This window comes from Brevundimonas sp. SL161, assembly GCF_049896985.1.
Taxonomy (GTDB): Bacteria; Pseudomonadota; Alphaproteobacteria; order Caulobacterales; family Caulobacteraceae; genus Brevundimonas.
In genome coordinates this window covers 34605-57561 of sequence record NZ_JAFCVJ010000015.1, presented here as the reverse complement: position 1 = coordinate 57561, position 22957 = coordinate 34605, and the positions used below count along the sequence as shown (strand labels likewise).

The window sequence follows — 22957 nt, the reverse complement described above, 5'->3', positions numbered from 1 at the left end:
TCACCCGGCGGCAACGCTGGCCGGTTGCGCCGCACGGATGATCGCCAGGAAATCGGCCGCCTTCAACGAGGCGCCGCCGACCAGGGCGCCGCCGACCTCGTCCACTGCCAGGATGTCGCGAGCGTTCCCCGGATTGACCGAACCGCCATAGAGAATCGGCGCGGCGCCTCCGCCATCACCCAGCCGTTCGATCATCGCGGCCCGCGCGGCGGCGTGAATTTCGGAGATCTGTTCCAGCGTCGGCGTCAGGCCCGTGCCGATGGCCCAGACCGGCTCATAGGCCAGGGCCCAATCCTTGCCCGCCAGATCGTCATTCAGCGAGCCGAGGACCTGGCCGCGCACGACCGAGGCCGCTTCACCGGCCTCCCGCTGCGCCAGGGTCTCGCCGACGCAGATGATCGGCGTCAGCCCGGCCCGCAGGGCGGCGCCGACCTTGTCGGAGACCAGGGCGTCGCTCTCGCCGAACTCCTGACGCCGCTCCGAGTGGCCGAGTATGACCAGCCTGGCTCCGGCGTCGACCAGCATCTCGGCCGACACCCCGCCAGTGAACGCGCCTTTGGCTTCGACCCGGCAATCCTGGCCGCCGACTTCGATGTGGCTCGTGCGAACATCGCGAGCCAGCCGATCAATCAGGGTGGCCGGGGGACAGATGCCGACGCGGCATTGCTGCGGCTCCAGGTGGAGGTCATGCAGTAGGTCAGCAACCGTCGTCGCCAGATCGGCGCCGAGGCCGTTCATCTTCCAATTGCCGACGATCATCTTCACGGATTGTTTCATGCGCCCCTGTCTAGGCGCCGTCTCGCCTGCTGCCAAGTCTCGGGCGAGTCGAGCGCTTGCGGGGTGACGGCGCCCTCCCCTATACGGCGCGGTGGCGCTCTTCGCCGTCCGACCGTCAGGCCCCTTCGATGATTTCCGTGTTCCGCGACTTCGCCAAGTCCAAATGGGCCATCGCCCTGTTCGCCCTGCTCATCATCAGCTTCGCCGTCGTCGGCGGATCGCAGACCGATGTGTTCAGGGGCCTGGGCGCCCAGCATGTCATTTCCGCCGGCGAGCGCTCGGTGGACGCTGCGCAGTTCCGGGCTGACTTCGAGCGGATCCGCACCAATGCCTCCGAACAGGAAGGACGCCCCCTGACGCTTGAGGACCTGGTCACAGCCAACGTTCACGTCCGCTATCTGGAAGGCCAGACCCAGCGCCTCGGCTTCCTGGAATGGGCGCGCCGGGTCGGCATCCGCCCGGACGAGTCGCTGATCATCAAGCGCATCCGCGAGATCCCCGCCTTCTTCAATCAGGTCACCGGCCAGTTCGATCAGGCCCAGTATGAACAGACCCTCGCCCAGCAGAACTTCACCCCCGTCCAGCTTGAGGAAGAGTTCCGAGACACCGCCGTGACAGAACATTTCGGCAGCGCCATCCAGGCCGGTATCCGTTCGCCCCGCATCTTCGGCGCCCTGATCGCCGGGCGCGCGCTGGAGCTGCGTGACGGCCGCTGGTTCAACGTGACCCAGGCCATGGCCGGGACCGCCGGTGCCCCCACCGACGCCCAGCTGACGGCCTTCATGAGCGAGAACGCCGCCCAGTTGCGTCGCCCCGAGTTCCGCATCGCCTCGGTGGTTCTGTTCAACGACGCCGCGGGCGCCGCCGCTCCTGCCATTCCCGAGGCCCGCATCGTCGAGCGTTTCAACTTCCGCAAGGACGGGCTGTCGACCCCCGAACGCCGTACCTTCACCACCCTGACCGCGCCCGACCGCGCCGCCGCCGACCGGATCGCCGCCGCCCTGCGCGCCGGCCAGTCGCCGACGGCCGTGGCCGAGGCCAACCGCATCCAGCCCGCCGAATATGCCGCCCAGCCGCAGAGCGCCGTGCCGGACCCCGTCGTCGGAACCGCCGTCTTCGGTCTGACGACCGGTCAGGTCTCGGCCCCGATCCAGGGACGCGTCGGATTTACCGTAGCGAAGCTGGTTTCCATCGCCCCCGGCGCGCCCGCGACGCTGGAAGGCGTCCGAGAGGCGATCGTCACCGAACTGCAGGAAGAGGACGCCAAGGCCCGCATCTTCAGCCGCGTAGAGGCCTATGAGAAGGCTCGCACCGACGGCAAGCCTCTGGCCGACGCCGTGCGCGAAGTCGGCGCTCGCATCGTGCAACTGCCGCCCTTCACCCAGGACGCTCGCCTGCCTGACGGTCAGCCGATGAACGCCCCCCCGCAGATCATCCAGAATGCCTACACCCTGACCAAAGGCGCAGAGTCGGACGTGATCGACGCCGGCCAGGGACAGTATTTCGTCCTGCGGCTCGACGACATCCAGCCCGCCGCCCTGCCCGCGCTCGCCGACGTGCGCGAGCCGCTGGCCCAGCAGTGGATCATGCGCGAGAACGCTCGTCGCCTGACCAGCAAGGCCGAGGAACTGGCCGCCCGCGTGCGCGGCGGCGAGGACATAGCGGCCGTCGCGACCTCGGCCGGCGCTACCCTGACCACCCGCGCCGGCGTCCAGCAGAATGCGGCATCGCAGGCCTCGCTCGGCGACGGCGTGCTGGGCGGCCTGTTCGGACAGGGGCGCGGCCAGGTCTTCACCGGCCCGGCCTCGGAGACCGCCTTCGTCGTCGGCCGCGTGGATGCGGTTCGCGCGCCTACGGCCGCCCTCGCCGCGCCGATCGCCGACCAGATCCGGCCCCGCCTGGCCCAGGAGCTGATCAACGGCGCCGGCGAGGCTCTGGCCGCCGCCGCCGCCCGCGCCGCCAAGGCCGAGAACGATCCCGCCCGCGCCATCGAGGCCCTGGGCGTGACGCCTGCGGCCGCCGGCGCGACCCCGCCCGCGACCCCCGCCGCCCCCGCTCAATGAGCCGAGGCGGCGCGGATCCCGACCGCGCGGATATCCTCGCGGGACTGACGCAGGGCCGACCCCAGGTCGTCGTGCGCCGGATTGTCGATGATCTGGAGACCCCGGTCTCGGCCTATCTGAAGGTCGGCTGGGGCCGTCCGCACGCCTTCCTGCTGGAATCGGTCGAGGGCGGCGCCTTGAACGGCCGCTATTCGATCATCACCCTGGAGCCCGACGTGGTCTGGCGCTGCCGCGACGGCGTCGCCTCGATCGCACGCGGTCCCGATGTCGCCGCCAAACGCTATCCGACCCAGGACGGCGGCGCGCTCGACAGCCTGCGCGCCCTGATTGCCGAGACCCGGTTCGCCCTGCCCGACGGCCTGCCGCCCATGGCCGCCGGTCTGTTCGGCGTCTTCGGCTACGACATGGTCCGGCTGCTGGAGCCGCTCGGCGCGCCCAATCCCGATCCGCTCGATCTGCCCGACGCCGTGCTGACCCGGCCGTCGGTCGTGGCCGTGTTCGATTCGGTGAAGCACGAGATCGTCGTCATGGCTCCGATCTGGCCCGGCGCGTCGGACCCCGCCGCCACGGTCGATGCGGCCGAAGCCCGGCTGAACGATTTCGAGGTTCGCCTGCGCCGTCCCCTGGTCGCCCGGGGCGCCGCCGAGCCCGCCGCAACCCTCGCCTTCAAGTCCCCGGTCGATGCCGCCGCCTATGGCGACCTGGTCGCGGCGGCCAAGGGCTATATCGTTGCCGGCGACATCTTCCAGGTGGTCCTCAGCCACCGGTTCCGCGCGCCGTGGTCGGGCGATCCGTTCGCCTTCTACCGCTCGCTGCGCCGCCAGAACCCGTCACCCTATCTGTATTTCCTCAACTTCGACGACTTCCAGCTGGCCGGTTCCAGCCCCGAGATCCTGGTCCGCCTGAAGGACGGCGGCATCACCATCCGTCCGCTCGCCGGCACCCGCCCGCGCGGCGCGACGCCGGAGGCCGACAAGGCGCTGGAGGCCGAACTGCTGGCCGATCCCAAGGAGCGCGCCGAACATCTGATGTTGCTGGACCTGGGCCGCAACGACGTGGGCCGCGTCGCCGCACCTGGCACGGTCAAGGTGACCGAGAGCTTCGTGGTCGAACGCTACAGCCAGGTCATGCACATCGTCTCCAACGTCGAGGGCCGAGCCCACCCGGACATCGACGCGGTCGACGCCCTCCTTGCGGCCCTTCCCGCCGGCACCCTGTCCGGGGCGCCCAAGGTCCGGGCGATGGAAATCATTGACGAGCTGGAGACCGAGAAGCGCGGCGTCGGCTACGGCGGCGGGGTGGGCTATATCTCGGCAGGCGGAGAGGCGGACATCTGCATCGTCCTGCGCACCGCCATGTTCGCCGACGGCCAGGTCTTCGTTCAGGCCGGAGCCGGCGTCGTCAATGACAGCGATCCCGCTGCCGAATACGCCGAGACAGAGGCCAAGGCCCGCGCCCCCATGCGCGCGGCCGAGGACGCCTGGCGCTTCGAACTGGGCGCGCCGGTGAACACGCCAGGCGAGGTCTAGAAGGTCTGGCTCGCCGAGGGTGGCCCATCCTCCAGCGCGACGCCCGGCCCCAGGATCATCACCCCGGCCAGGAGCACGGCCGCACAGGCCGCCAGGCTGGCCGCGGCGAGCGTTGCCATCACGCCGTTGCGCGCCTCGGGCTCGCTCAGCGCCACGCGGGCGGCGTCGATCTGGACCTGGGTCTGGCGCATGGAATCGATAGCTCCGGTGGAAGCCCCGATTTCAGGCCGTGACCGTTAACGATCCGTTGCGCACGCGTCGGCTTGGCGTCGGCGCGGTCCCGCTCTAGAAGCGCGGCATGATCCTCGTCGTCGATAACTACGACAGCTTTACCTACAACCTCGTCCACTACCTCGCGGAGCTGGGCGCGACGACGCATGTCGTGCGCAACGACGACCTGACGACGGAGGAGGCCTGGGCCCTGAAGCCCGAGGCGGTCCTGCTGTCGCCCGGCCCCTGCGCCCCCGATCAGGCCGGCATCTGCCTGCCCCTGATCGACACCGCGCCGCTGGACATGCCGATCCTCGGCGTCTGCCTGGGTCACCAGGCGATCGGCCAGGCGATGGGCGGCCACGTCATCCGCGCCAAGGCCTTGATGCACGGCAAGACCTCGCCCATCATCCATGAAGGCAAGGGGATGTTCGCCGGTCTGCCGTCGCCCTTTACCGCGACCCGGTATCATTCGCTCGCGGTCCAGCGCGAAACCCTGCCCAACAGCCTCAACGTCACGGCCTGGACCGAGGACGGCGAGATAATGGGCTTCCAGCATCACGAGCGGCCGATCTACGGGGTCCAGTTCCATCCCGAGTCCATCGCCACCGAACACGGTCACGAGATGCTCGCGAACTTCCTCGACCAGGCGGGCGTCAAGCGTCTGGCGATGGTCTGATCCCATGGCTGAGGGTGGTTTCAAGCCGCTGCTGGCCAAGCTGGTCGACGGCCAGACCCTGACCACGGCCGAGGCCGGCGACTTCTTCGCCGCCTGTCTGCGCGGCGAGCCGACGCCGGCCCAGGTCGCCGCCGCCGTGACCGCCCTGCGGATCCGCGGCGAGACGGTCGAGGAGATCGCCGCCTTCGCCCAGGCGATGCGCGATGCGGCCGTGACGCTGGACCATCCCTATGACGTCATCGACACCTGCGGCACCGGCGGCGACGGGGCCCACACCTTCAACATCTCGACCGCCGCCGCCCTGGTGCTGGCCGGCGCGGGCCTGAAGGTCGCCAAACACGGCAACCGCGCCATGAGTTCGAAATCCGGGTCATCGGACGTGCTCAGCGTCCTCGGCGTCGACCTGACCGCGGGACTGGCGCAGCAGCGGCAGGCGCTCGACGAGGCCGGCATCGCCTTCCTGTTCGCCCCCGCCTACCACGGCGCCATGCGCCACGTCGGACCGGTCCGCGCCGAGATCGGTTTCCGCACCGTCTTCAACCTTCTGGGACCGCTCTCCAATCCAGCGGGCGCCAAACGTCAGGTCATGGGCGTCTATGATCCGCGCCTTGTCGAGCCGCTGGCCGAGGTGCTGGGCCGGCTCGGCGCGACCCGGGCCTGGACCGTCCACGGTCAGGGCCTCGACGAACTGACCACCACGGGACCGACCGAGGTGGCGGAGTGGAAGGACGGGGTCGTCCGCCGTTTCACCGTCACGCCCGAGGACGCCGGCCTGCCCCGCGCCGACATCGAAGCCCTGCGCGGCGGCGACGCGGAGACCAATGCGGTGGCCCTGACCGCCCTGCTGGCCGGGGAGACCGGTCCCTATCGCGACGTCGTGCTGCTGAACGCCGCCGCCGCCCTGGTGGTCGCGGACAAGGCGCCGGACCTCAAAGTCGGCGTGGCCCTCGCCGCTGTCGCCATCGACGAGGGCAGGGCGGCCCGGGCGCTCGCCGATCTGGCCCGCATCACCTCGATGCCGCCGCCCGTTGCCGAAGACCCCGCATGACCGACATCCTCGACCGTATCGCCGCCTACAAGCGCGAGGACGTGGCCGCCCGCAAGGCCGCCCAGCCGCAGGCGGAGATCGAATCCCTGGCGCTGATCGCCGGCATGCCGCGCGGCTTCCGCAGCGCGCTGGAGCGCCGCGCCGCGCCCGGCCGCCCCGCCCTGATCGCCGAGATCAAGAAGGCCAGTCCATCAAAGGGCCTGATCCGTGCGGACTTCGACCCGCCGGCCCTGGCGCAGGCCTACGAGGCGGGGGGCGCGGCCTGCCTGTCGATCCTGACCGACGGCCCCAGCTTCGAGGGCGCCGACGACTATCTGATCCAGGCCCGCGCCGCGGTCGCCCTGCCCTGTCTGCGCAAGGACTTCCTCGTCGACCCCTGGCAGGTGGCCGAGAGCCGCGCCCTGGGCGCCGACTGCATCCTGATCATCCTGGCTATGATCGACGACGTTCTGGCCGGCGAGCTGCTATCCGAGGCGAAACGCTTCGGTATGGACGCCCTGATCGAGACCCACGACGAGGCCGAGATGGAGCGCGCCGCCGCGTTGCGCGGGGATCTGGTCGGCATCAACAACCGTTCCCTGCGAACGTTCGACGTCGACCTCCGCGCCACGGCCCGCCTGGCCCCGCTGTCGCCAGCGGGCTCGCTTCTGGTGGCCGAAAGCGGGATCTTCAGCCCGGCCGATGTCTTGGATGTCTCCAGCGCTGGCGCCGCGGCCATCCTCGTCGGCGAAAGCCTGATGCGTCAGGCGGACGTGACGGCCGCGACGCAAGCTCTGCTCGCCTAGGGTCTTCCTTCTCCCGCTGGGAGAAGGTGGCTCGCGAAGCGAGACGGATGAGGATCGGACCTCACCAGCAGCGCACGACACTCGCCGTTTCGCGCAAGACCGATCGCGCCGCTCTCGGGCGCTCAGGCCCCCTTCCACCGGGAGAGGGTATTCGCCTCTGCCGTTAAGTTGACATTAGGCAAGAACACTTACAGAACATCGGCAACGGTTCACGACTTGTTCTGGAGGCGATTCCCACCATGCTGACGCGCAAGCAGCACGAACTCCTGATGTTCATCCATGAACGACTCAAGGAGACCGGCGTTTCGCCGTCGTTCGACGAGATGAAGGAGGCGCTGGATCTGGCGTCCAAGTCGGGCATCCACCGGCTGATCACGGCGCTGGAGGAACGCGGCTTCATCCGCCGCCTCGCCCACCGCGCCCGCGCCCTTGAGGTGACCAAGCTGCCGGAACAGGCGACGGCGGGAGCTGTGCGTGGCCGCGCGGGCTTCACCCCGGCGGTCATCGAGGGCGGGGGCCGCAGCCCTGCCGCCGAGCCCGCCAACGACACCCGCGAACTGGTTCTGGTCGGCAAGATCGCCGCCGGCGTGCCCATCGCCGCCCTGCAACAGGACCACGGCCGCTATCAGGTGCCCGAATCCATGCTGGGCGCCGGCGAGCACTACATGCTCGAGATCGAAGGCGATTCGATGATCGAGGCCGGCATCCTCAACGGCGACCTGGTGGTTATCAAGCGTGTCGACACCGCCGCATCCGGCGAGATCGTCGTGGCTTTGGTTGAAGGTGAAGAGGCGACGCTCAAACGCTTGCGCAAGAAGGGCAATTCCATCGCCCTGGAGCCCGCCAACCGCAACTACGAGACCCGCATCTTCGGTCCCGACCAGGTCGAGGTCCAGGGCAAGCTGGTCGGCCTGATCCGCCAATACCACTAGACGCCGTCACTCGGGACCACATCCGCCGCATCGGGATCGCTGATGCGGCTCCAAGGCCTGTCGCCCCGCACATCAGTGGCCCAGACCGCGCGCCAGCCCTGAGCGGTGCGCCACAACTCGACTGAACCGCCCTGCGCATAATCCAGTCCGTCGAGCACCAGTTTTCCATCGCAGCTTGGCGGCAGGTCCTGGACAACGGCTCGGACGCTGACCAGCGGCGCTGAGGCGCACAAGGCGGCGAGCTGGCCGGCGTCCGGCGCGGCCTTCCCCCACCACAGGGCGATGGGCGCCCTATCGGTTTTGGCCGGAGCGCAGCTTGATCGCGCGCAGACCCATCCGTCTTCGGGTCGTGGCTCCAGCGTCAGCCCGCGCCGCCGCGACCACAGGTCCGCCGCGAACTGCCGCACGCCCGGCCGCACCACGACCGCCTTGCCCGCCTCGCTGAACGCCGCGTTCGTTCCGCCATCCCCGATCCAGAGCGTCGGTGTGGGCGCGCGAGGCCACAGCAGGACAGCGCAGGCGAAGGGCAGGCCCAGCCACCGCAGCCGCCCCTGCCACAGGCACAGGAAAAGGACGCCGAGGAACGAGATCGGCAGCACATGGTCCGGCGCGCTGGCGATGGTCTTCACCGCCCCTGGCAGCCCCGCCGTCCAGTGACCGATGGCCAGCATCAGGTCGACTCCCTTGCCGGCCACCCACAGGAACGGCCCGCCCAGTCCGATGGGCTCCAGCAAGGCTCCCAGCGCCAGCGCCGGCATCATCACGAAGTCCGCGATAGGCGACGTCGTCAGGTTGGCGAGCAGCCCGTACATGGCCGCCCTGTTGAAATGCTGGACCGCGAACGGTCCGGTCGCCGCGCCGGCCACCAGACTGGCCGTCACGGCGATCAACAGCCAGTGCCGCGCCGACTGGAACGCCGCGATCGGCCAGGGCACGGACAGCTCCCGTGTCCTCGGCGGCCAGCCCTCCGACAAGGCCACCAGGGCCGCCGTCGCTGCGAACGACATCTGGAAGCCCGGCGTCACGATGGCCTCAGGCTGAAGGATCAGGACAACCATCGCCGCCAGCGCCAGCGCATGCATGGTGATCGCCGGCCGGTCCAGCAGGATCGCCGCGAAAGCGACCGACGCCGTGATCGCCGCCCGCTGCGCCGGCGGGGGCGCGCCGGACAGCACCAGATAGCTCCACACGGCGACCAGCCCCGCGACCGCCGCCACCTTCTTGCCCGACACCCTCAGCGCCAGCCACGGCCAGGCGGCGACGCCAAGCCGGACAAGGAAGAAGGCGAACCCGCCGACGATGGCCATGTGCAGACCCGAGATCGACAGGATGTGCGCCAGGCCGGAATCCCGCATGGCATCGAGGTCTTCGCGCGCGATCCAGGTCTCATGGCCCGTGGTCATGGCCGCCGCGATCCCGCCCGTCCGCTCGCCCAGCCGGGCGACGATCCGCTGCGACAGGGCGAACCGCGCGCCGTTGACCGCCATCGACAGCCGCAGTCGCCATGGCGGCGGCGCCAGATACGCCTCCCGCGTCTCGCCCAGTGCGAAAGCCGTGCCGCCGAGCCTCTGAAACCAGGCGTTGCGGCCGAAATCATAGGCCCCGGGACTGGCCGGGGGCGGCGGCGGATTGAGGATGGCGAACAGCCGGATCGCCGAGCCCGGGGTCGGCGGCCCCCCCCGCACCGTCGCCCGCAGCCGGATTGGCGTCGCCTCGGGCTCCAGCCCCCGGATCCGCACCGGCGCGACGACGATCCGATGGCCGCGGTCGCCCGGGCTGTCGACATCGACGACCCAGCCCTCGACGACGGTCGGCTCCGCCAGCGCCGGCGCGATCGGCGCCGCCACCGCCTCCGCCCGCAGCCTGGCGCCCGCGAGCCCCAGGAACAGGCAGGCGACCAGCATCAGCGGCAGGGTAACGCCCGACCCCGCCTCAGCAGCTTCGCGCCCAGCCACACCCCCGTCGCCGACACCGCCGCGACCGCCGGTGGCCACAACGGCGGCTCCTGCCTCAGCGCGAAATAGACCGCCGCCCCGCCGCCGAAGGCCACCGGCGCCCACAGCCGCCAGCGCATCGACTGGGCCAGCACCTCGTCCCAGGCCCAGGCACGAAGACGCGCCGACAGGCTGGGCTTTGCCGCATCGGGGGGTATAAGGGCGGCCCGTTCGGACCCCTCCCCCATGCCCACAGCCTCCTCTCCCCAGGTCGTCACCCGCTTCGCCCCCTCGCCCACCGGCTACCTCCATATAGGAGGCGCGAGAACGGCGTTGTTCAACTACCTTTACGCGAAAGGCCGCGGCGGCAAGTTCCTCGTCCGCATCGAGGACACCGACCGGGAGCGTTCGACCGACGACGCCGTCAAGGCGATCTTCGACGGCCTGAGCTGGCTTGAGCTGTTCGCCGACGAGGAGCCGGTTTTTCAGCACGCCCAGGCCGACCGGCACCGCGACGTCGTGGACCAGTTGCTTGAGCTCGGCGCTGCCTATCGCGACTTCACAACCGCGGAGGAGACCGGCCGCCTGCGCGACGAAGCCAAGACCGAACGCCGTACCTTCGAATCGCCATGGCGCGACCGCCAGCCGACCGTCGACGACCTGTCCCAGCCGCACGTCGTGCGCTTCCGACGCCCCCTGCCGGGCCGGGTCATTGTGCCGGACGCCGTCCAGGGCGAGGTCAGTTGGGACGCGAACGATCTGGACGACCTGGTCCTGCTGCGCTCCGACGGCGCCCCGACCTATAATCTCGCCGTCGTCGTCGACGACCACGACATGGGGGTGACGCATGTCATTCGCGGCGACGACCATCTGAACAATGCCGCGCGCCAGTCGCTGATCTATGACGCCCTGGGCTGGAACCGGCCCGTGTTCGCCCACATCCCGCTGATCCACGGCCCCGACGGCGCCAAACTGTCGAAGCGCCACGGCGCCCAGGCGGTCCATGAGTATGCCGACATGGGCTATCTGCCCGAGGCGATGCGCAACTATCTGGCTCGACTGGGCTGGGCCCATGGCGACGACGAACTGTTCGGCGACGAACAGGCGCGGGACTGGTTCGATCTGGACGGCGTCGGCAAGGCGCCGGCCCGACTGGACTTCGACAAGCTGGCCCACGTCAATTCGCACTGGCTGCGTCTGGCCGCCGACGAGCGGCTGGCCGGCCTGACGCTGGACGCCCATCTCGCCAGGGGCGCGCCCCTCAACGAGGGCGACGAGGCCCGCCTCCAGCGCGCCATGCCGTTCGTCAAGGATCGCGCAAAGACCCTGCTGGAACTGGCGGATCAGACAGCTTTCGTTCTCAAGACCCGTCCGCTCGAACTCGACGGAAAGGCCCGCGCCCTGCTGTCCGGAGAGACGGTCGAACGCATCGCCCGCGTCCGCGCGCGTCTCGCCCTGTTCGAAAGCTGGGACGTGTTTGCCCTGGAGGCCGAGCTCAAGGCCTTCGCGGAGGAAGAGGGCGTCGGCTTCGGCAAGATCGGCCCGCCGATGCGCGCAGCCCTGACTGGCGGGATCGCTTCGCCCGACATCGCGCGCACCCTCTCGGCCCTCGGACGCGAAGACGCGCTGGGGCGCTTGGATGATGCGCTGCAACAGACTAAGTGAACGGCCATAACAATCGGGGTCCGGGTTTCTCGCGTCCGGACAGAACACGAAAGCAAGGGCGCCAGATGACCGAAGCCTCCAAATCCGCCGGGTCGGCGACCCTGACCTACGGCGACAAGTCCGTCGAACTGCCGGTCCTGTCCGGTACGACCGGACCTGACGTTATCGATATACGCAAACTGTACGGCGCGACCGACGCCTTCACCTTCGACCCGGGCTTCACCTCTACGGCGGCCTGTGAAAGCGCCATCACCTATATCGACGGTGACGCCGGCATCCTGCTGCACCGCGGCTATCCGATCGGCCAGCTGGCCTCGAAGTCGAACTTCATCGAGGTCTGCCATCTGCTGTTGCACGGCGAGCTTCCGACCGCCGCCGAGTACGCGGCGTTCGAGGAGACGATCACCCGCCACACCATGCTGCATTCGCAGTTCGACCGCTTCTTCGAAGGCTTCCGCCGCGACGCCCATCCGATGGCGATCATGGTTGGCACGGTCGGCGCCCTGTCGGCCTTCTACCACGACAGCCTGGACATCCACGATCCGGTCCAGCGCAACATCTCGGCCATCCGCCTGATCGCCAAGATGCCGACCCTGGCGGCCCGCGCCTACAAATACCACATCGGCCAGCCGTTCGTTTCGCCGCGCAACGACCTCAGCTACGCCGAGAATTTCCTGCGTATGTGCTTCGCCGTTCCGGCCGAGGACTATGTCGTCGATCCGAAGATGGCCAAGGCCATGGACCGCATCTTCACCCTGCACGCCGACCACGAACAGAACGCCTCGACGTCGACCGTTCGCCTGGCCGGTTCGTCGGGCGCCAACCCCTTCGCCTGTATCGCCGCCGGCATCGCCTGCCTGTGGGGTCCGTCGCACGGCGGCGCCAACGAAGAGGCGCTGATGATGCTCAAGGAAATCGGCACGCCCGACAAGATTCCGGAGTTCATCCAGGGCGTTAAGGACAAGAAATACAAGCTGATGGGCTTCGGCCACCGCGTGTACAAGAACTACGATCCCCGGGCGACGGTGATGAAGGAGTCCGCGGACGAGATCCTCGAACTGGTCGGCGACAAGAACGATCCCCTGTTCCAGGTCGCCAAGGAACTGGAGCGCATCGCTCTTTCGGACGAGTATTTCATCGAGCGTAAGCTGTTCCCGAACGTCGACTTCTATTCGGGCATTACCCTCTCGGCGATGGGCTTCCCGACCTCGATGTTCACCGTCCTGTTCGCCCTGGCCCGCACGGTGGGCTGGATCGCCCAGTGGGAAGAGATGCTGGCCGATCCGGCGCAGAAGATCGGCCGTCCGCGCCAACTCTACACCGGTCCGACAGAGCGCGATTACGTGCCGATCCAGAACCGGGGCTGATACAGCCGCACAGACAAGACGCCGGGGCCCGCGCCCCGGCGTTTTTCTTTGTCCGGACACGATCGGGCGCTGTCCGGACAAGACTTCGCTGGCGCAGAGAGCGGTCGGGCGCTCAGGTGCCGGCATGACCCAGACCCCCGACACCCGTCCTCCGGACACGCCGACCACGACAGACGCGGCGCCGTCAGGCATGGCCGAGATCATCGACACGGTCCGCACCATCGCTGTCGCCCTGGCCGCTGCGGTCGCGATCCAGACAGTCGCCTTCCAGCCCTTCACCATCCCCTCGGCCTCGATGGAGCCCGGCCTGGTCGTCGGCGACTATCTGGTGGTCTCCAAGTTCGCCTATGGCTGGAGCCGCGCCTCCCTGCCCTTCAATCCGCCCCTGCCGTCGGGGCGACTGTTCGAGCATCTGCCCAACCGCGGCGACGTCGTCGTCTTCCGCCGGCCGAGCAACCTGCAGGAGACCTGGATAAAGCGGGTCATCGGCCTGCCCGGCGACACAGTGTCGGTCTCGGGCGGCGCCGTGACGGTCAACGGTCAGGCCCTGTCCCAGCGGGCGCTCGGCCCGGGCCTCGATCTGGACGCGCCCGCACGGCCCGTGGAGCAGGTCGAGGAGCGTCAGGTGGATGGCCGCGCCTACATCACCTTCGATGCCGGACACGGGCTTGAGGGCGACGATCGCCCCGCCCGGATCGTGCCCGAGGGTCAGTTGTTCGTCATGGGCGATCACCGCGACAACTCGCTGGACAGCCGCTGGTCTGGAGACGTCGGCGTAGGCCTGCTGCCGGTCACGAACGTCGTGGGACGCGCCGAACTCGTGGTTGCCTCGTGGAAGCCGGGTGCCTCGCTCTGGAAGCCTTGGACATGGTTCAACCTGAGGCCAGGCCGGATCGCCCACCGTATACGCTAGCGGGCCTGAAACTCCGCGAAGGAGACGACGCCGTCATGGTTGGCGTCCATCTGGTCGAAGGCGGCACGGGATCCCGGCAGGGCCTGGGCGATCGACGGCGCCGCGGCCGCGCCGATGACGACGCCCGCGATGGCCGCAGCCAGCACCTGCCAGGCCGTCATCGTCCGGTGCGCCTTCGGAGCCGTCGGAGCCTCGCTCTCGATCTGGCGGCGCACGACCTCGCTCGCGGTCAGGCCGGCCGCGCGGCAACGCTCCATGAAGGCAAGCTTCGCGGCGTGCGGCAGCCGGATTTCCAGCGTCTCGCTTTTCTTTGGCAGGCGAGGAGAGGTCATTCGACGGTCATCCAGAAGGATCAGCGGCCGGAATCTAGGGCGGATGCGCCGTTTGATCCAGAGGCGCCCGCGATGATCGTCAGAACCGCTTCGGCGGCCAGGGCCGACGGGTCCTCGCCTCCCCTGCCCATATAGTCCAGCGCCTCCGTTTGGCGCCGGGTCTGGGCCGCCCGCGCGTCGGGATTGCGAAGCAACCGACCGACCTCGGCCGCGACCTTCTCCGGCGTCGCATCGGTCTGGATCAGCTCGCGCGCGATTTCCTCGTCCGCCGCGTGGTTGAACAGGGTCGCGTATCTGCCTGTGAAGAAGGGCTTCATGATCGCGTAACTGAGCGGCGCGAACCGGTAGGCGATCACCATGGGCGCGCCCGCAAGCGCCAATTCGGTCGAGACCGTGCCGCTGGTGGCGAGGGCCACACCGGCCGCCTTCATCGCCGCGTATTTATCGGCTTCACTGACCACGTGGGTCCGGAACGGCCAGGCGGCGATACGCGCCGTCACGTCGTCCGCGACCGTGCCCGCAACGACGACCGCAACCTCCAGGCCCGGACGCTCCGTCTTCAGTTTCTGGATCGCCGCCTCATAGACGGGCGTCATCAGGCGGATCTCGCTCGGGCGGCTGCCGGGCATGACCAGCAGCAGGGGCGCATCGGCGGCGATCCCCCGCGCGGCGCGGAAGGCCACCGGATCCGCCGTGCCCATGTCGATGTGCAGCGCCTGCGAGCCCACCACGGTCGTGGCCAGGCCTTGGCGCTCGAACCACGGCGCGTCGAAGGCGTAGAGGGCCAGCAGATGATCGACCGCGCCCGCCAGAGTCTTCGCCCGGCCCGGTCGCGAGGCCCAGACCTGGGGGCCGACGTATTTGATTAGCGGCACGCCGGGCAGCACCAGCCGCAGCGCCTTGGCGACCCTGATGGTGAACCCCCAGCTGTCGATCAGGACCACTGCGTCGGGCCGCTCGCGCACCGCCAGGGCGACGGTATCGGCGACCCTCGCCTTGACCCGGCCATAGGCCCGCAACCCCTCCAGCCAGCCGAGGATGGACAGCTGGGCGATGTCGAAAGGGCTCTCGACGCCCTCGGCCGCCATCTTCGGGCCGCCGACGCCGACGAAGGCGATGTCCGATAGCCGGGCTCGCAGGGCCTGCGCCAACCCCGCGCCCAACGAATCGCCCGAGGCCTCGGCGGCGACCAGCATGACTTTCACGACCGGTCCTCGCCCCAGACGAACAGGCCCAGCCGATCCGCAGCCTCGATGATCGCGGGCCGGTCGATCAGGATCAGCTTGCCCGCGACCCCGCCGACGCCCGCCAGCCCGGCGGCGGCGGCCATCTCGATCGTCTGTGCGCCCATGACCGGCATGTCGACGCGCAGGTCCTGGATCGGCTTCGGGGCCTTTCCTAACGCCCCTTTCGGATTGCCCGTGGCGCCGCGCAGATCGCCGGGCAGCCCCGCAACCCGGGCCAACATGGCATCGGTGCCCTCCTGGGCTTCGACCGCGAGGACCAGACCGTCGCACACGACCGCGCCCTGTCCGATATCCAGTTCGCCTGCCTTTTCAGCGACATGCAGTGCTTTCCTGAGGTCTGAAAGCTGGGCTTCATCCGGCGTGACGCGGCCCAGGGCGCCGACCGTCAGGGTCTCGCCGCCCAGAATGTCGTCGGCCCCTTCGATGGCATAGCCCTCGTTCTCGAACACCGACAGGATCTTGCGCAGCAGGGCGTCGTCGCCCTTCGTCGCCGCCGCGATGATTCCCGGCAGCACCAACGCGCCCTTCAGATCGGGCTTCAGAGCCTTGAAGTCCGGACGGTTCACGGTCCCGGCAAAACAGACGGCGACACAGTCCGCCGCCTTCAACGCCGCCAGCACCCGACCGATCTCGGCCAAGCCCGCTTCCAGTCCCGGATAACGGATCAGATGCGGGTCGGCGAAGCTGGTCAACCGCACCACGAACACAGGCCGCCCCTCGGCCTCGCACCGCGCCGCAATCGCCAGCGGCAGGGCGCCCCCGCCCGCGATGACACCGAGCTTGCCGGCGCTCATGCCGCGCCGTCGCTGGTCGAACGCGCGATTGGCGAGTCTGACGCATTTGACGTCCCGACTGATCGGATTGGTCCCGATTCCTGGTCAGTTTGGCGTGGGGTTTTGATCATTCGCCCGGCAGGCACAAAGGCCGTTTGCCGTCCTCGCGGATGAAGGCGACGATCTCCATGATCTCGGGCAGGTCCGCGTAACCGGCCTCGACCGCATCGAGCCGGTCCGCGAACACCCCTTCGCCTTCAAACAGGTCCCGGAAAGCCGCCAGCAACCGGCGCACAGCGTCCTTGCCGAAGCCTTTCCGCTTCAGCCCGATCAGGTTCAGGCCGTGCAGCTGAGCATGGTTGCCCCAGGCCGAGCCATAGGGGATCACGTCGCGCGTCACGGCCGCGAGACCGCCAACGATGGCGCCCTGCCCCACCCGGCCGTTCTGGTGCACGGCGCAGAGGCCGCCGAGGAAGACCTTGTCGCCGATCCGCGCATGGCCGCCCAGGGTCGCGCTGTTGGCCATCACCACATGGTCGCCGACGACCGCATCGTGGCCGACGTGGGCGCCGGTCATGAACAGGCCGTTAGAGCCGACACGCGTCACGCCCGATCCCTGCGGCGTGCCCCGGTTGAAGGTGGCGTGCTCGCGGATCGCGTTGTCCGAGCCGATCTCCAGCCGGACCGTCTCGCCCTTGTAGCCATTGTGCTGGGGGTCGCCGCCGATGACGGCGAAGGGGTGGATGACGGTGCGGGCGCCGACCGAGGTGTCCTGCTGGACCACCACATGGCTGACGAGATGGACCCCGTCCGCCAGCGTCACGCCAGGTCCCACGATGCACCACGGCCCGATCGCCACGTCCGCACCCAGGTCGACCGAGCCGTCGACGATGGCGGTGGGGTGGATATGGCTCATGGCGTGACGGGCTGGTTGACCGTGACGACCATGGCCGCGAAGTCGGCTTCGGCCGCCAGCTTGCCGTCGATGAAGGTCTCGCCCCGGAACTTGAAGATGTCGCCGCGTTGTCGGGTCACGACAACGTCCATGCGCAACTGATCGCCCGGCCGCGCGGGCTTCCGGAAGCGAACGCCGTCGATGGACATGAACATGATGACCTTGCCCTCGACGGCGACGTCCAGGCTCTTGGACATCAGCAGCGCGCCAGTCTGGGCCATGGCCTCGACGATCAGGACGCCCGGCATGACGGGATCGATGGGGAAGTGGCCTTGGAAGAACGGCTCGTTGTGCGTGACGTTCTTGATGCCCGTGATCGACGTGCTCGCCACGAAGGCCTCGGCCTTGTCCACCAGCAGGAACGGATAACGGTGGGGCAGCCGGCGCATGACCTCGGCGTAGTCGATCTTCACCCCAGGCTCAGTCATCCGTCCGCTCTCTTTTTCGCCCCGCCTGTTTGGACACCCAGACAGTTTCACGCAAGAACTGACGGATCGGTTTGGCCGGATAGCCGGACCAGGTTTCACCCGCCGGAATGTCGGCCAGCACCCCTGCGCCCGCCGCTACCCGCGCGCCGACGCCGATCCTGAAGTGGTCGCCCACGCCCGCCTGGCCGCCGAACATGACGCCGTCTCCGATCGTCACCGACCCCGAGATCCCCGTCTGGCCCGCGATCAGGCAGTTGCGACCGATGACGCAATTGTGGGCGATCATGACCAGATTATCGATCTTCGTGTTCTCGCCGATCACCGTGTCATCGAATGCGCCCCGGTCGATACAGGTGTTGGCGCCGATCGTGACACCGTCCTGGATGATGACGCGCCCCAACTGCGGCACGTCCACCGGGCCGGTCGTGCCGCCGGCGGCGCCGAACCCGGCCTCGCCCAGCCGTGCGCCGGCATAGATCTTCACCCGATCGCCGATCAGGGCGAATCGGATGGTGACATTGGGGCCAATATCGCAGTCGCGGCCGATCTGAACTCCGGGGCCGATGACGCTGTTGGCGCCGATACGGCTGCCTCGCCCGATGCGCGCGCCCTGACTCAGGATCGCGCCCGACTCGATCACCACGCTGTCGTCCTCGCAAACATCGACAACCGATGTCGCAGTCAGCCGGATGGGGCGATGCAATGCAATTGCGCAAGCGGCCCAGGCCGCCTGAGGCGTGCGGGAGACTATGACCGCCGCCCCGGTCGGAGCGGCGTCCACGGCTTCACTGGGCAGGATCACGCAGCCGGCCGTGGTGGCCTGCAACGCTCCGAGGAATTTTCGGTCGCCGAGGAAGGCCACGGCCCGACCATCCGCCGTGGCGAGCGGTGCGACCCGCGCGATGCGAACATCCGAAGTGCGAACGACCTCGCCGCCCGTCAGGGCCGCGAGGTCGTCGACGCCGAGCGGACTCAGCGTATCGAAAAAGCGGGCGTCGGGCGTCATGCCCTTCGCCTTATTGAGCCGCTTGAGCCGGGACCGGCAGGCGGTTGAAGCTCAGGGTCGGCAGCTGGCTGTTCAACCGCTCGATGACCACGTCGGTCACATCCATCGCCGGGTTCAGGATGAACACGCTCTCGCGGTCGATCAGGATGCCGCAGCCACGTTCCTGATAGACGGCGACCAGGATCGGCTCGACAGCGGCCGAAATCAGGCGGCGCTGTTCCGACAGGGTGTAGCGCAGTTCGTCCTGGCGGGTCTGTTCCAGGGTCTGGGCTTCCTGGATGCGAGCCTGCAGGGCCGTGCGGCGCGTACCGTCGGCGTCAGCGGCCTGACCGCCCTGTTGCAGGGAAGTGATCTCGGTCTGGATCGTTGTGGCATAGGGCGACAGTTCGCCCTGAACTTCGGTCGCCAGCTGTTCCATGCGGGCCTGAACGGCCTGACCGGCGGTCGAGGTCGCCAGCAGGCGCTGGTTGAAATAGACGCAGACGCCCGGGATGTTCGGACCAGGATTTTGCGGGCCCTGGGTCTGGGCGACGGCGGTCGAGGCGACGAGCGAAGCCAGGGCGAAAGCGCCAATAGCGAGGATTTTCATGGGTAACCTTTTAGGGCCGAAGGGCCCGGGCTTAGAACTGGGTTGAGGTCGAGAAGCGGAAGGTTTCGGTCCGGTCGTAGTCTTCATTGCTCAGAATCTGGCTGAAATCGAACCGGATCGGGCCCATCGGCGACTTCCAGTGGACGCTGAGACCGGCGGACGCGCGCAGCGACAGGTCATCCGCGATGGAGGGGTCCGGCAGGCCGTTGGTTCCGAGAGTATAACGGTTGTCCAGAACCCCCAGGGTGCCGACGTCGGCAAACAGCGAGGTCTTGATACCGTACTGCGCGGGCAGGCCGTTCGGCAGGGTCAGTTCGACGCTGCCCACGGCGTAGAAATTGCCGCCCAGCGCATCATTCGTTGCCAGATCGCGCGGCCCCATGCCGGCGTTCTCGAAGCCGCGGAAGCTGTTGCCGCCCTTGAAGAAGCGGTCGTTGATCCGCACGGCGTCGCCGCTCCAGCCGGACACATAGCCGGACGAACCCGCCACAGTGACAATCCAGCTCGGGGTGATGCCGTAGTAGAGGGTCGCATCAACCTCGGTCTTCACATAGTTCACGTCGCCGCCGAGACCCGCGAAGTCCTGGCGGATCGAGCCCGTCCAGCCGCGCGTGGCGCGCACCGGGTCATTTCGGCGATCGACCAGCAGTGTGTAGCCGACCGACGAGTTCAGCGAGGCGCCGACCTGTTCGCACAGGGCCGACGAGCCGACACCGTTGGCGTCGCAGTAGCCGATCGGCACCAGGATCTCGTCGTCCTTGATGAAGTAGCGCGTCGACAGACGGCTGTAGCCGTTCAGCGGGTAGGTCAGACGCACGCCTGCGCCGGTCGAGCGATAGTCGAACGACGATTCCTGCTGGAAATCGTAGCGCGAGTGGAACAGGTCAAAGCCCGCGCCGACGTCACGGCCCAGGAACCGGGGCTCGGTGAAGCGGAAATCGATCTGCTGGCGCAGCGAGCCCCATTCGACGCGGGCGACCACGTTCTGGCCCCGCCCGCGGAAGTTGCGTTCCGAAATGCCCAGGTTGACCACGAAGCTGTCGACGGAGCTGAAGCCCGCGCCGACGGACAGTTCGCCTGTCGGCTGCTCCTCGACGGTGACATTGACGATCGAACGGTCCGGCGCGGCGCCGCGGGTCTCATCGACCGTGACTTCCTTGAAGAAGCCCAGCGCCCGCAGGTTGTTGCGCGACCGCTCCAGCAGGGTGCGGTTGAAGGCGTCGCCTTCGGTCAGCATCAGCTCGCGCCGGATGACCGGGTCGATGGTGCGGGTGTTGCCGATGACGTTGATGCGATCGACGTAGACACGCTGGCCTTCCGACACGTTGAACGTGACGTCGATGGCGTCGGTCTCGGGATTCGGACGATAGGTCGGGTTGATGTCGACGAAGGCGTAGCCCGCCGAGCCCGCCGCGAAGGTCAGGGCGTCGACCGAGCTCTCGATCTTGTCGCTCTCGTACAGGTCGCCGGTCCGGATCGGCAGCAGCAGTTCCAGGAAGTCCGCGTTCAGGCGGTCGTTCTCGGTCACGACCTGGATGTCGCCGAAGTTGTACTTGTCACCCTCTTCGACCGTCAGGGTCATGGCGAAGGCGCTGTCGTCCGGCGCCAGTTCGGCCACGGCCGAGGTGATGCGGAAGTCGTAGTAGCCCCGGTTCGTATAGAATTTCCGCAGCTGCTCTCGGTCATAATCAAGGCGGCCGGGGTCGTAGTTGTCGTTCTTGGTGAACAGCCGCCACCACTGCGTCTGCTTGGTCACCATGACCTCGCGCAACTCGCTGTCGGAGAAGGCGTCATTGCCCAGGAAGGTGATCGACTGGACGCCCGTCTCCGGGCCCTCGTCGATCTCGAAGATCAGATCGACGCGGTTCTGTTCGAGCTGGACCAGTTTGGGCGTCACGTTCGCCGAGATACGGCCCGACAGACGATACAGTTCAATGATCTTGCCCACATCCTCCTGGACCCGGGCGCGGGTGTAGATGCCGCGCGGCGCGATGGTTACTTCCTCGCGCAGCTTGTCCTCGCTGATCGCGCCGTTCCCCTCGAACACGACCTGGTTAATGATCGGGTTCTCGACGATGCGGACGACCAGGTCGCCGTTCGGCTGCAGGCCGATCTGGATATCGGCGAACAACTGGGTTCGGTCCAAGGTGCGGATCGCGACGTCCAGGATCACTGCGTCGATGGTGTCGCCCGGCTGGATCGGCAGATAGGATAGCACCGTCGTCTGGTCGATGCGCTGGTTGCCCTGGACCAGGATGCGGTTGACCACTCCGGTCTCGGATGGAGCCGTCTGGGCGGCCGGCGCGGCGATCTGGCCGGGCTGGATGGCGGGCGCCGGCGCGGTCTGCGCCAGGGCCGGCGTCCCCGCGACAAGCGCCAGAAGGCTGGCCGTGGCCACGCAGGTCCTGCGCAGGTTGCGGTCACCCGTATTCGATGCGGCGCGGAGGTCGTTCAGGATCATGCGGGAAACCATCGGGGGCTGGCGTCGGCTCAACTGACGAGCCCGCCCAGGAATTTGAACAGGTTCAACTTCTGCAGGTCGTTCCAGGTCGCGAACAACATCAAACCCGCCAGCAAAGCAAGACCGACCCGGTACCCCGCCTCCTGAACGACGGCGGCAACGGGTTTCTTCGCCACAGCCTCATAGGCGTAGAAGACCAGATGTCCGCCATCCAGAACCGGGATGGGCAAGAGGTTTAGAAAGCCGATTCCGATCGAAAGTATGGCGGCGAAGCTCGTCAGCGTCAGAAGCAGGTTCAACACGGTCGCCACGGGATCGGGATTGGCGGCCACCGCCGCGTTGGTCAGGGCCCCGGACGCCTTGGCGATGCCCAGCGGCCCGCTCAACTGATCCCCCGACTCACGGCCCGTGAATATCCGGCCCAGATAGGTCAGGGTGGTTCCCAGGATGTCGCCGGTCTCCTGGACGCCGCGGCCGACGGCCTCGACAGGATTATAGCGGACGTGACGGGTCTCGGCCGCCGTGGAGGACAGGGCCAGGCCGATCCGGCCCACGCTGACACGGCCCGCAATCGGATCCGTTTCGACCCGCCGGATGGGCGTCGCGACCAGCCGTATTTCCGATCCGGCGCGCTCGACGGTGAACTGGACGGCGTCGCCGGCCGACAGGCTGACCTTGCGCGTTACCTCTCCGGCGTCGGCGATCACGCGGCCGTCGATGGCCGTGATCAGGTCACCAGCCTGAAATCCGGCGGCGGCGGCGGGCGACCCTGCCGTCACCTCGGCCACCCGGGCGGGGCGCAGGTCCACCCCGAGCAGCGAGAACAGAAGGGTGAAGATGAAAATCGCTAGGATGAAATTCGCCACCGGACCGGCGACGACGATCAGCATCCGCTGCCAGACCGGCTTGAAGTGGAAATAGTCGCGCTCGGCGCCGATACCGTCCCGCGCCACGATCTCGGACTTCAGCGTATCGAGGCCCCGACTGTCGGGTACGCTGGACGCATCCATGTCGCCGGAGAATTTCACATATCCGCCCAGCGGCATCCAGCCGACGCGCCATTCGATACCGTTCCGGTCGGTGCGGCTGAACATGGCCTTGCCGAAGCCGATCGCGAACCGATCGACCTTCACGCCGAAGGCGCGCGCGACCAGGAAGTGGCCCAGTTCGTGGATGGTGACGATGACCGTCAGCACCAGCAGGAACGGCACGATGTAGATCAGGGCCTGTCCCAGCGCGTTCAGCATACCGTCTCCATTTCCGC

General features: G+C 68.2%; 22 protein-coding genes. 9 read left to right on the top strand and 13 right to left on the bottom strand.

Going from position 1 to position 22957, the window contains the following annotated elements; genetic code table 11:
- Positions 1-813: a triose-phosphate isomerase gene (gene tpiA, locus ACP7AU_RS11660; RefSeq protein ID WP_426051497.1), complete on the bottom strand. Its 813-nt coding sequence runs from the start codon at positions 811-813 to the stop codon at positions 1-3.
- Between the two features lie 92 nt (positions 814-905).
- Between tpiA and ACP7AU_RS11655 the strand changes: the two genes are divergently transcribed.
- The gene (locus ACP7AU_RS11655) at positions 906-2840 is read left to right on the top strand and encodes a peptidyl-prolyl cis-trans isomerase (protein ID WP_426051496.1); all 1935 of its coding nucleotides are present in this window, start codon (positions 906-908) and stop codon (positions 2838-2840) included.
- On the top strand, positions 2837-4369 hold the full coding sequence (trpE, locus tag ACP7AU_RS11650) for an anthranilate synthase component I (RefSeq protein WP_426035784.1): 1533 nt from the start codon (positions 2837-2839) through the stop codon (positions 4367-4369). Before ACP7AU_RS11655 ends, trpE begins: the two co-directional genes overlap by 4 nt.
- Here the strand turns inward: trpE and ACP7AU_RS11645 are convergent.
- On the bottom strand, positions 4366-4560 hold the full coding sequence (locus ACP7AU_RS11645) for a peptidoglycan-binding protein (protein WP_426051495.1): 195 nt from the start codon (positions 4558-4560) through the stop codon (positions 4366-4368). The two genes, trpE and ACP7AU_RS11645, sit on opposite strands and share 4 nt — an antisense overlap.
- A gap of 107 nt (positions 4561-4667) precedes the next feature.
- Between ACP7AU_RS11645 and ACP7AU_RS11640 the strand changes: the two genes are divergently transcribed.
- The 4 genes from ACP7AU_RS11640 (at position 4668) to lexA (ending at position 8023) form a co-directional block, all read left to right on the top strand.
- Positions 4668-5258, top strand: a complete 591-nt coding sequence (locus ACP7AU_RS11640; RefSeq protein WP_426035788.1) for an anthranilate synthase component II — start codon at positions 4668-4670, stop codon at positions 5256-5258.
- A 4-nt stretch (positions 5259-5262) separates the two neighbouring features.
- Positions 5263-6306 (top strand): anthranilate phosphoribosyltransferase, encoded by a 1044-nt coding sequence (gene trpD / locus ACP7AU_RS11635; protein WP_426035790.1) that lies wholly within the window; start codon positions 5263-5265, stop codon positions 6304-6306.
- The gene (gene trpC, locus ACP7AU_RS11630; RefSeq protein ID WP_426051494.1) at positions 6303-7091 is read left to right on the top strand and encodes an indole-3-glycerol phosphate synthase TrpC; all 789 of its coding nucleotides are present in this window, start codon (positions 6303-6305) and stop codon (positions 7089-7091) included. Before trpD ends, trpC begins: the two co-directional genes overlap by 4 nt.
- A gap of 239 nt (positions 7092-7330) precedes the next feature.
- Entirely contained in the window at positions 7331-8023 is a 693-nt protein-coding gene (gene lexA / locus ACP7AU_RS11625) for a transcriptional repressor LexA (protein ID WP_303695772.1), read from the top strand.
- Here lexA and ACP7AU_RS11620 read toward each other — a convergent pair.
- Together ACP7AU_RS11620 and ACP7AU_RS11615 are read right to left on the bottom strand one after the other, a co-directional pair.
- Positions 8020-9978, bottom strand: coding sequence for a ComEC/Rec2 family competence protein (locus ACP7AU_RS11620; protein ID WP_426051493.1), 1959 nt, complete (start codon positions 9976-9978; stop codon positions 8020-8022). The genes lexA and ACP7AU_RS11620 overlap by 4 nt on opposite strands.
- Positions 9927-10256 carry a hypothetical protein gene (locus ACP7AU_RS11615; protein ID WP_426051517.1) on the bottom strand — a complete coding sequence of 110 codons (330 nt, stop codon included), beginning with the start codon at positions 10254-10256 and terminating at the stop codon, positions 9927-9929. Before ACP7AU_RS11615 ends, ACP7AU_RS11620 begins: the two co-directional genes overlap by 52 nt.
- Here ACP7AU_RS11615 and gltX point away from each other — a divergent pair.
- The 3 genes from gltX to lepB all read left to right on the top strand — a co-directional run bounded on the left by gltX (position 10204) and on the right by lepB (position 13902).
- Positions 10204-11622, top strand: coding sequence for a glutamate--tRNA ligase (gene gltX / locus ACP7AU_RS11610; RefSeq protein WP_426051492.1), 1419 nt, complete (start codon positions 10204-10206; stop codon positions 11620-11622). The two genes, ACP7AU_RS11615 and gltX, sit on opposite strands and share 53 nt — an antisense overlap.
- Positions 11623-11687: 65 nt before the next feature.
- Complete coding sequence (gltA, locus tag ACP7AU_RS11605; protein WP_426035799.1) at positions 11688-12989, top strand: citrate synthase; 1302 nt, start codon at positions 11688-11690, stop codon at positions 12987-12989.
- Between the two features lie 124 nt (positions 12990-13113).
- On the top strand, positions 13114-13902 hold the full coding sequence (gene lepB / locus ACP7AU_RS11600; RefSeq protein ID WP_426051491.1) for a signal peptidase I: 789 nt from the start codon (positions 13114-13116) through the stop codon (positions 13900-13902).
- Here the strand turns inward: lepB and ACP7AU_RS11595 are convergent.
- The 9 genes from ACP7AU_RS11595 to ACP7AU_RS11555 all read right to left on the bottom strand — a co-directional run bounded on the left by ACP7AU_RS11595 (position 13899) and on the right by ACP7AU_RS11555 (position 22940).
- Positions 13899-14234, bottom strand: a complete 336-nt coding sequence (locus tag ACP7AU_RS11595; protein WP_426035803.1) for an EF-hand domain-containing protein — start codon at positions 14232-14234, stop codon at positions 13899-13901. The genes lepB and ACP7AU_RS11595 overlap by 4 nt on opposite strands.
- Before the next feature lie 20 nt (positions 14235-14254).
- A complete protein-coding gene (lpxB, locus tag ACP7AU_RS11590) occupies positions 14255-15430 on the bottom strand; it encodes a lipid-A-disaccharide synthase (protein WP_426051515.1) in 1176 nt (391 codons plus the stop codon).
- Positions 15431-15435: 5 nt separating this feature from the next.
- Positions 15436-16275 (bottom strand): UDP-2,3-diacylglucosamine diphosphatase, encoded by an 840-nt coding sequence (lpxI, locus tag ACP7AU_RS11585; protein WP_426035805.1) that lies wholly within the window; start codon positions 16273-16275, stop codon positions 15436-15438.
- A 106-nt stretch (positions 16276-16381) separates the two neighbouring features.
- On the bottom strand, positions 16382-17170 hold the full coding sequence (gene lpxA / locus ACP7AU_RS11580; RefSeq protein WP_426051490.1) for an acyl-ACP--UDP-N-acetylglucosamine O-acyltransferase: 789 nt from the start codon (positions 17168-17170) through the stop codon (positions 16382-16384).
- A complete protein-coding gene (gene fabZ / locus ACP7AU_RS11575) occupies positions 17167-17637 on the bottom strand; it encodes a 3-hydroxyacyl-ACP dehydratase FabZ (protein ID WP_426035809.1) in 471 nt (156 codons plus the stop codon). The genes lpxA and fabZ overlap by 4 nt, the downstream gene beginning before the upstream one ends.
- A complete protein-coding gene (lpxD, locus tag ACP7AU_RS11570; protein WP_426035811.1) occupies positions 17630-18643 on the bottom strand; it encodes a UDP-3-O-(3-hydroxymyristoyl)glucosamine N-acyltransferase in 1014 nt (337 codons plus the stop codon). Before lpxD ends, fabZ begins: the two co-directional genes overlap by 8 nt.
- Before the next feature lie 10 nt (positions 18644-18653).
- Positions 18654-19232, bottom strand: a complete 579-nt coding sequence (locus tag ACP7AU_RS11565; protein WP_426035813.1) for an OmpH family outer membrane protein — start codon at positions 19230-19232, stop codon at positions 18654-18656.
- 31 nt (positions 19233-19263) lie between these two features.
- Positions 19264-21693 carry an outer membrane protein assembly factor BamA gene (gene bamA / locus ACP7AU_RS11560; protein ID WP_426035815.1) on the bottom strand — a complete coding sequence of 810 codons (2430 nt, stop codon included), beginning with the start codon at positions 21691-21693 and terminating at the stop codon, positions 19264-19266.
- A 29-nt stretch (positions 21694-21722) separates the two neighbouring features.
- Positions 21723-22940 carry a M50 family metallopeptidase gene (locus ACP7AU_RS11555; RefSeq protein ID WP_426035817.1) on the bottom strand — a complete coding sequence of 406 codons (1218 nt, stop codon included), beginning with the start codon at positions 22938-22940 and terminating at the stop codon, positions 21723-21725.
- Between the last annotated feature and the right edge of the window lie 17 nt (positions 22941-22957).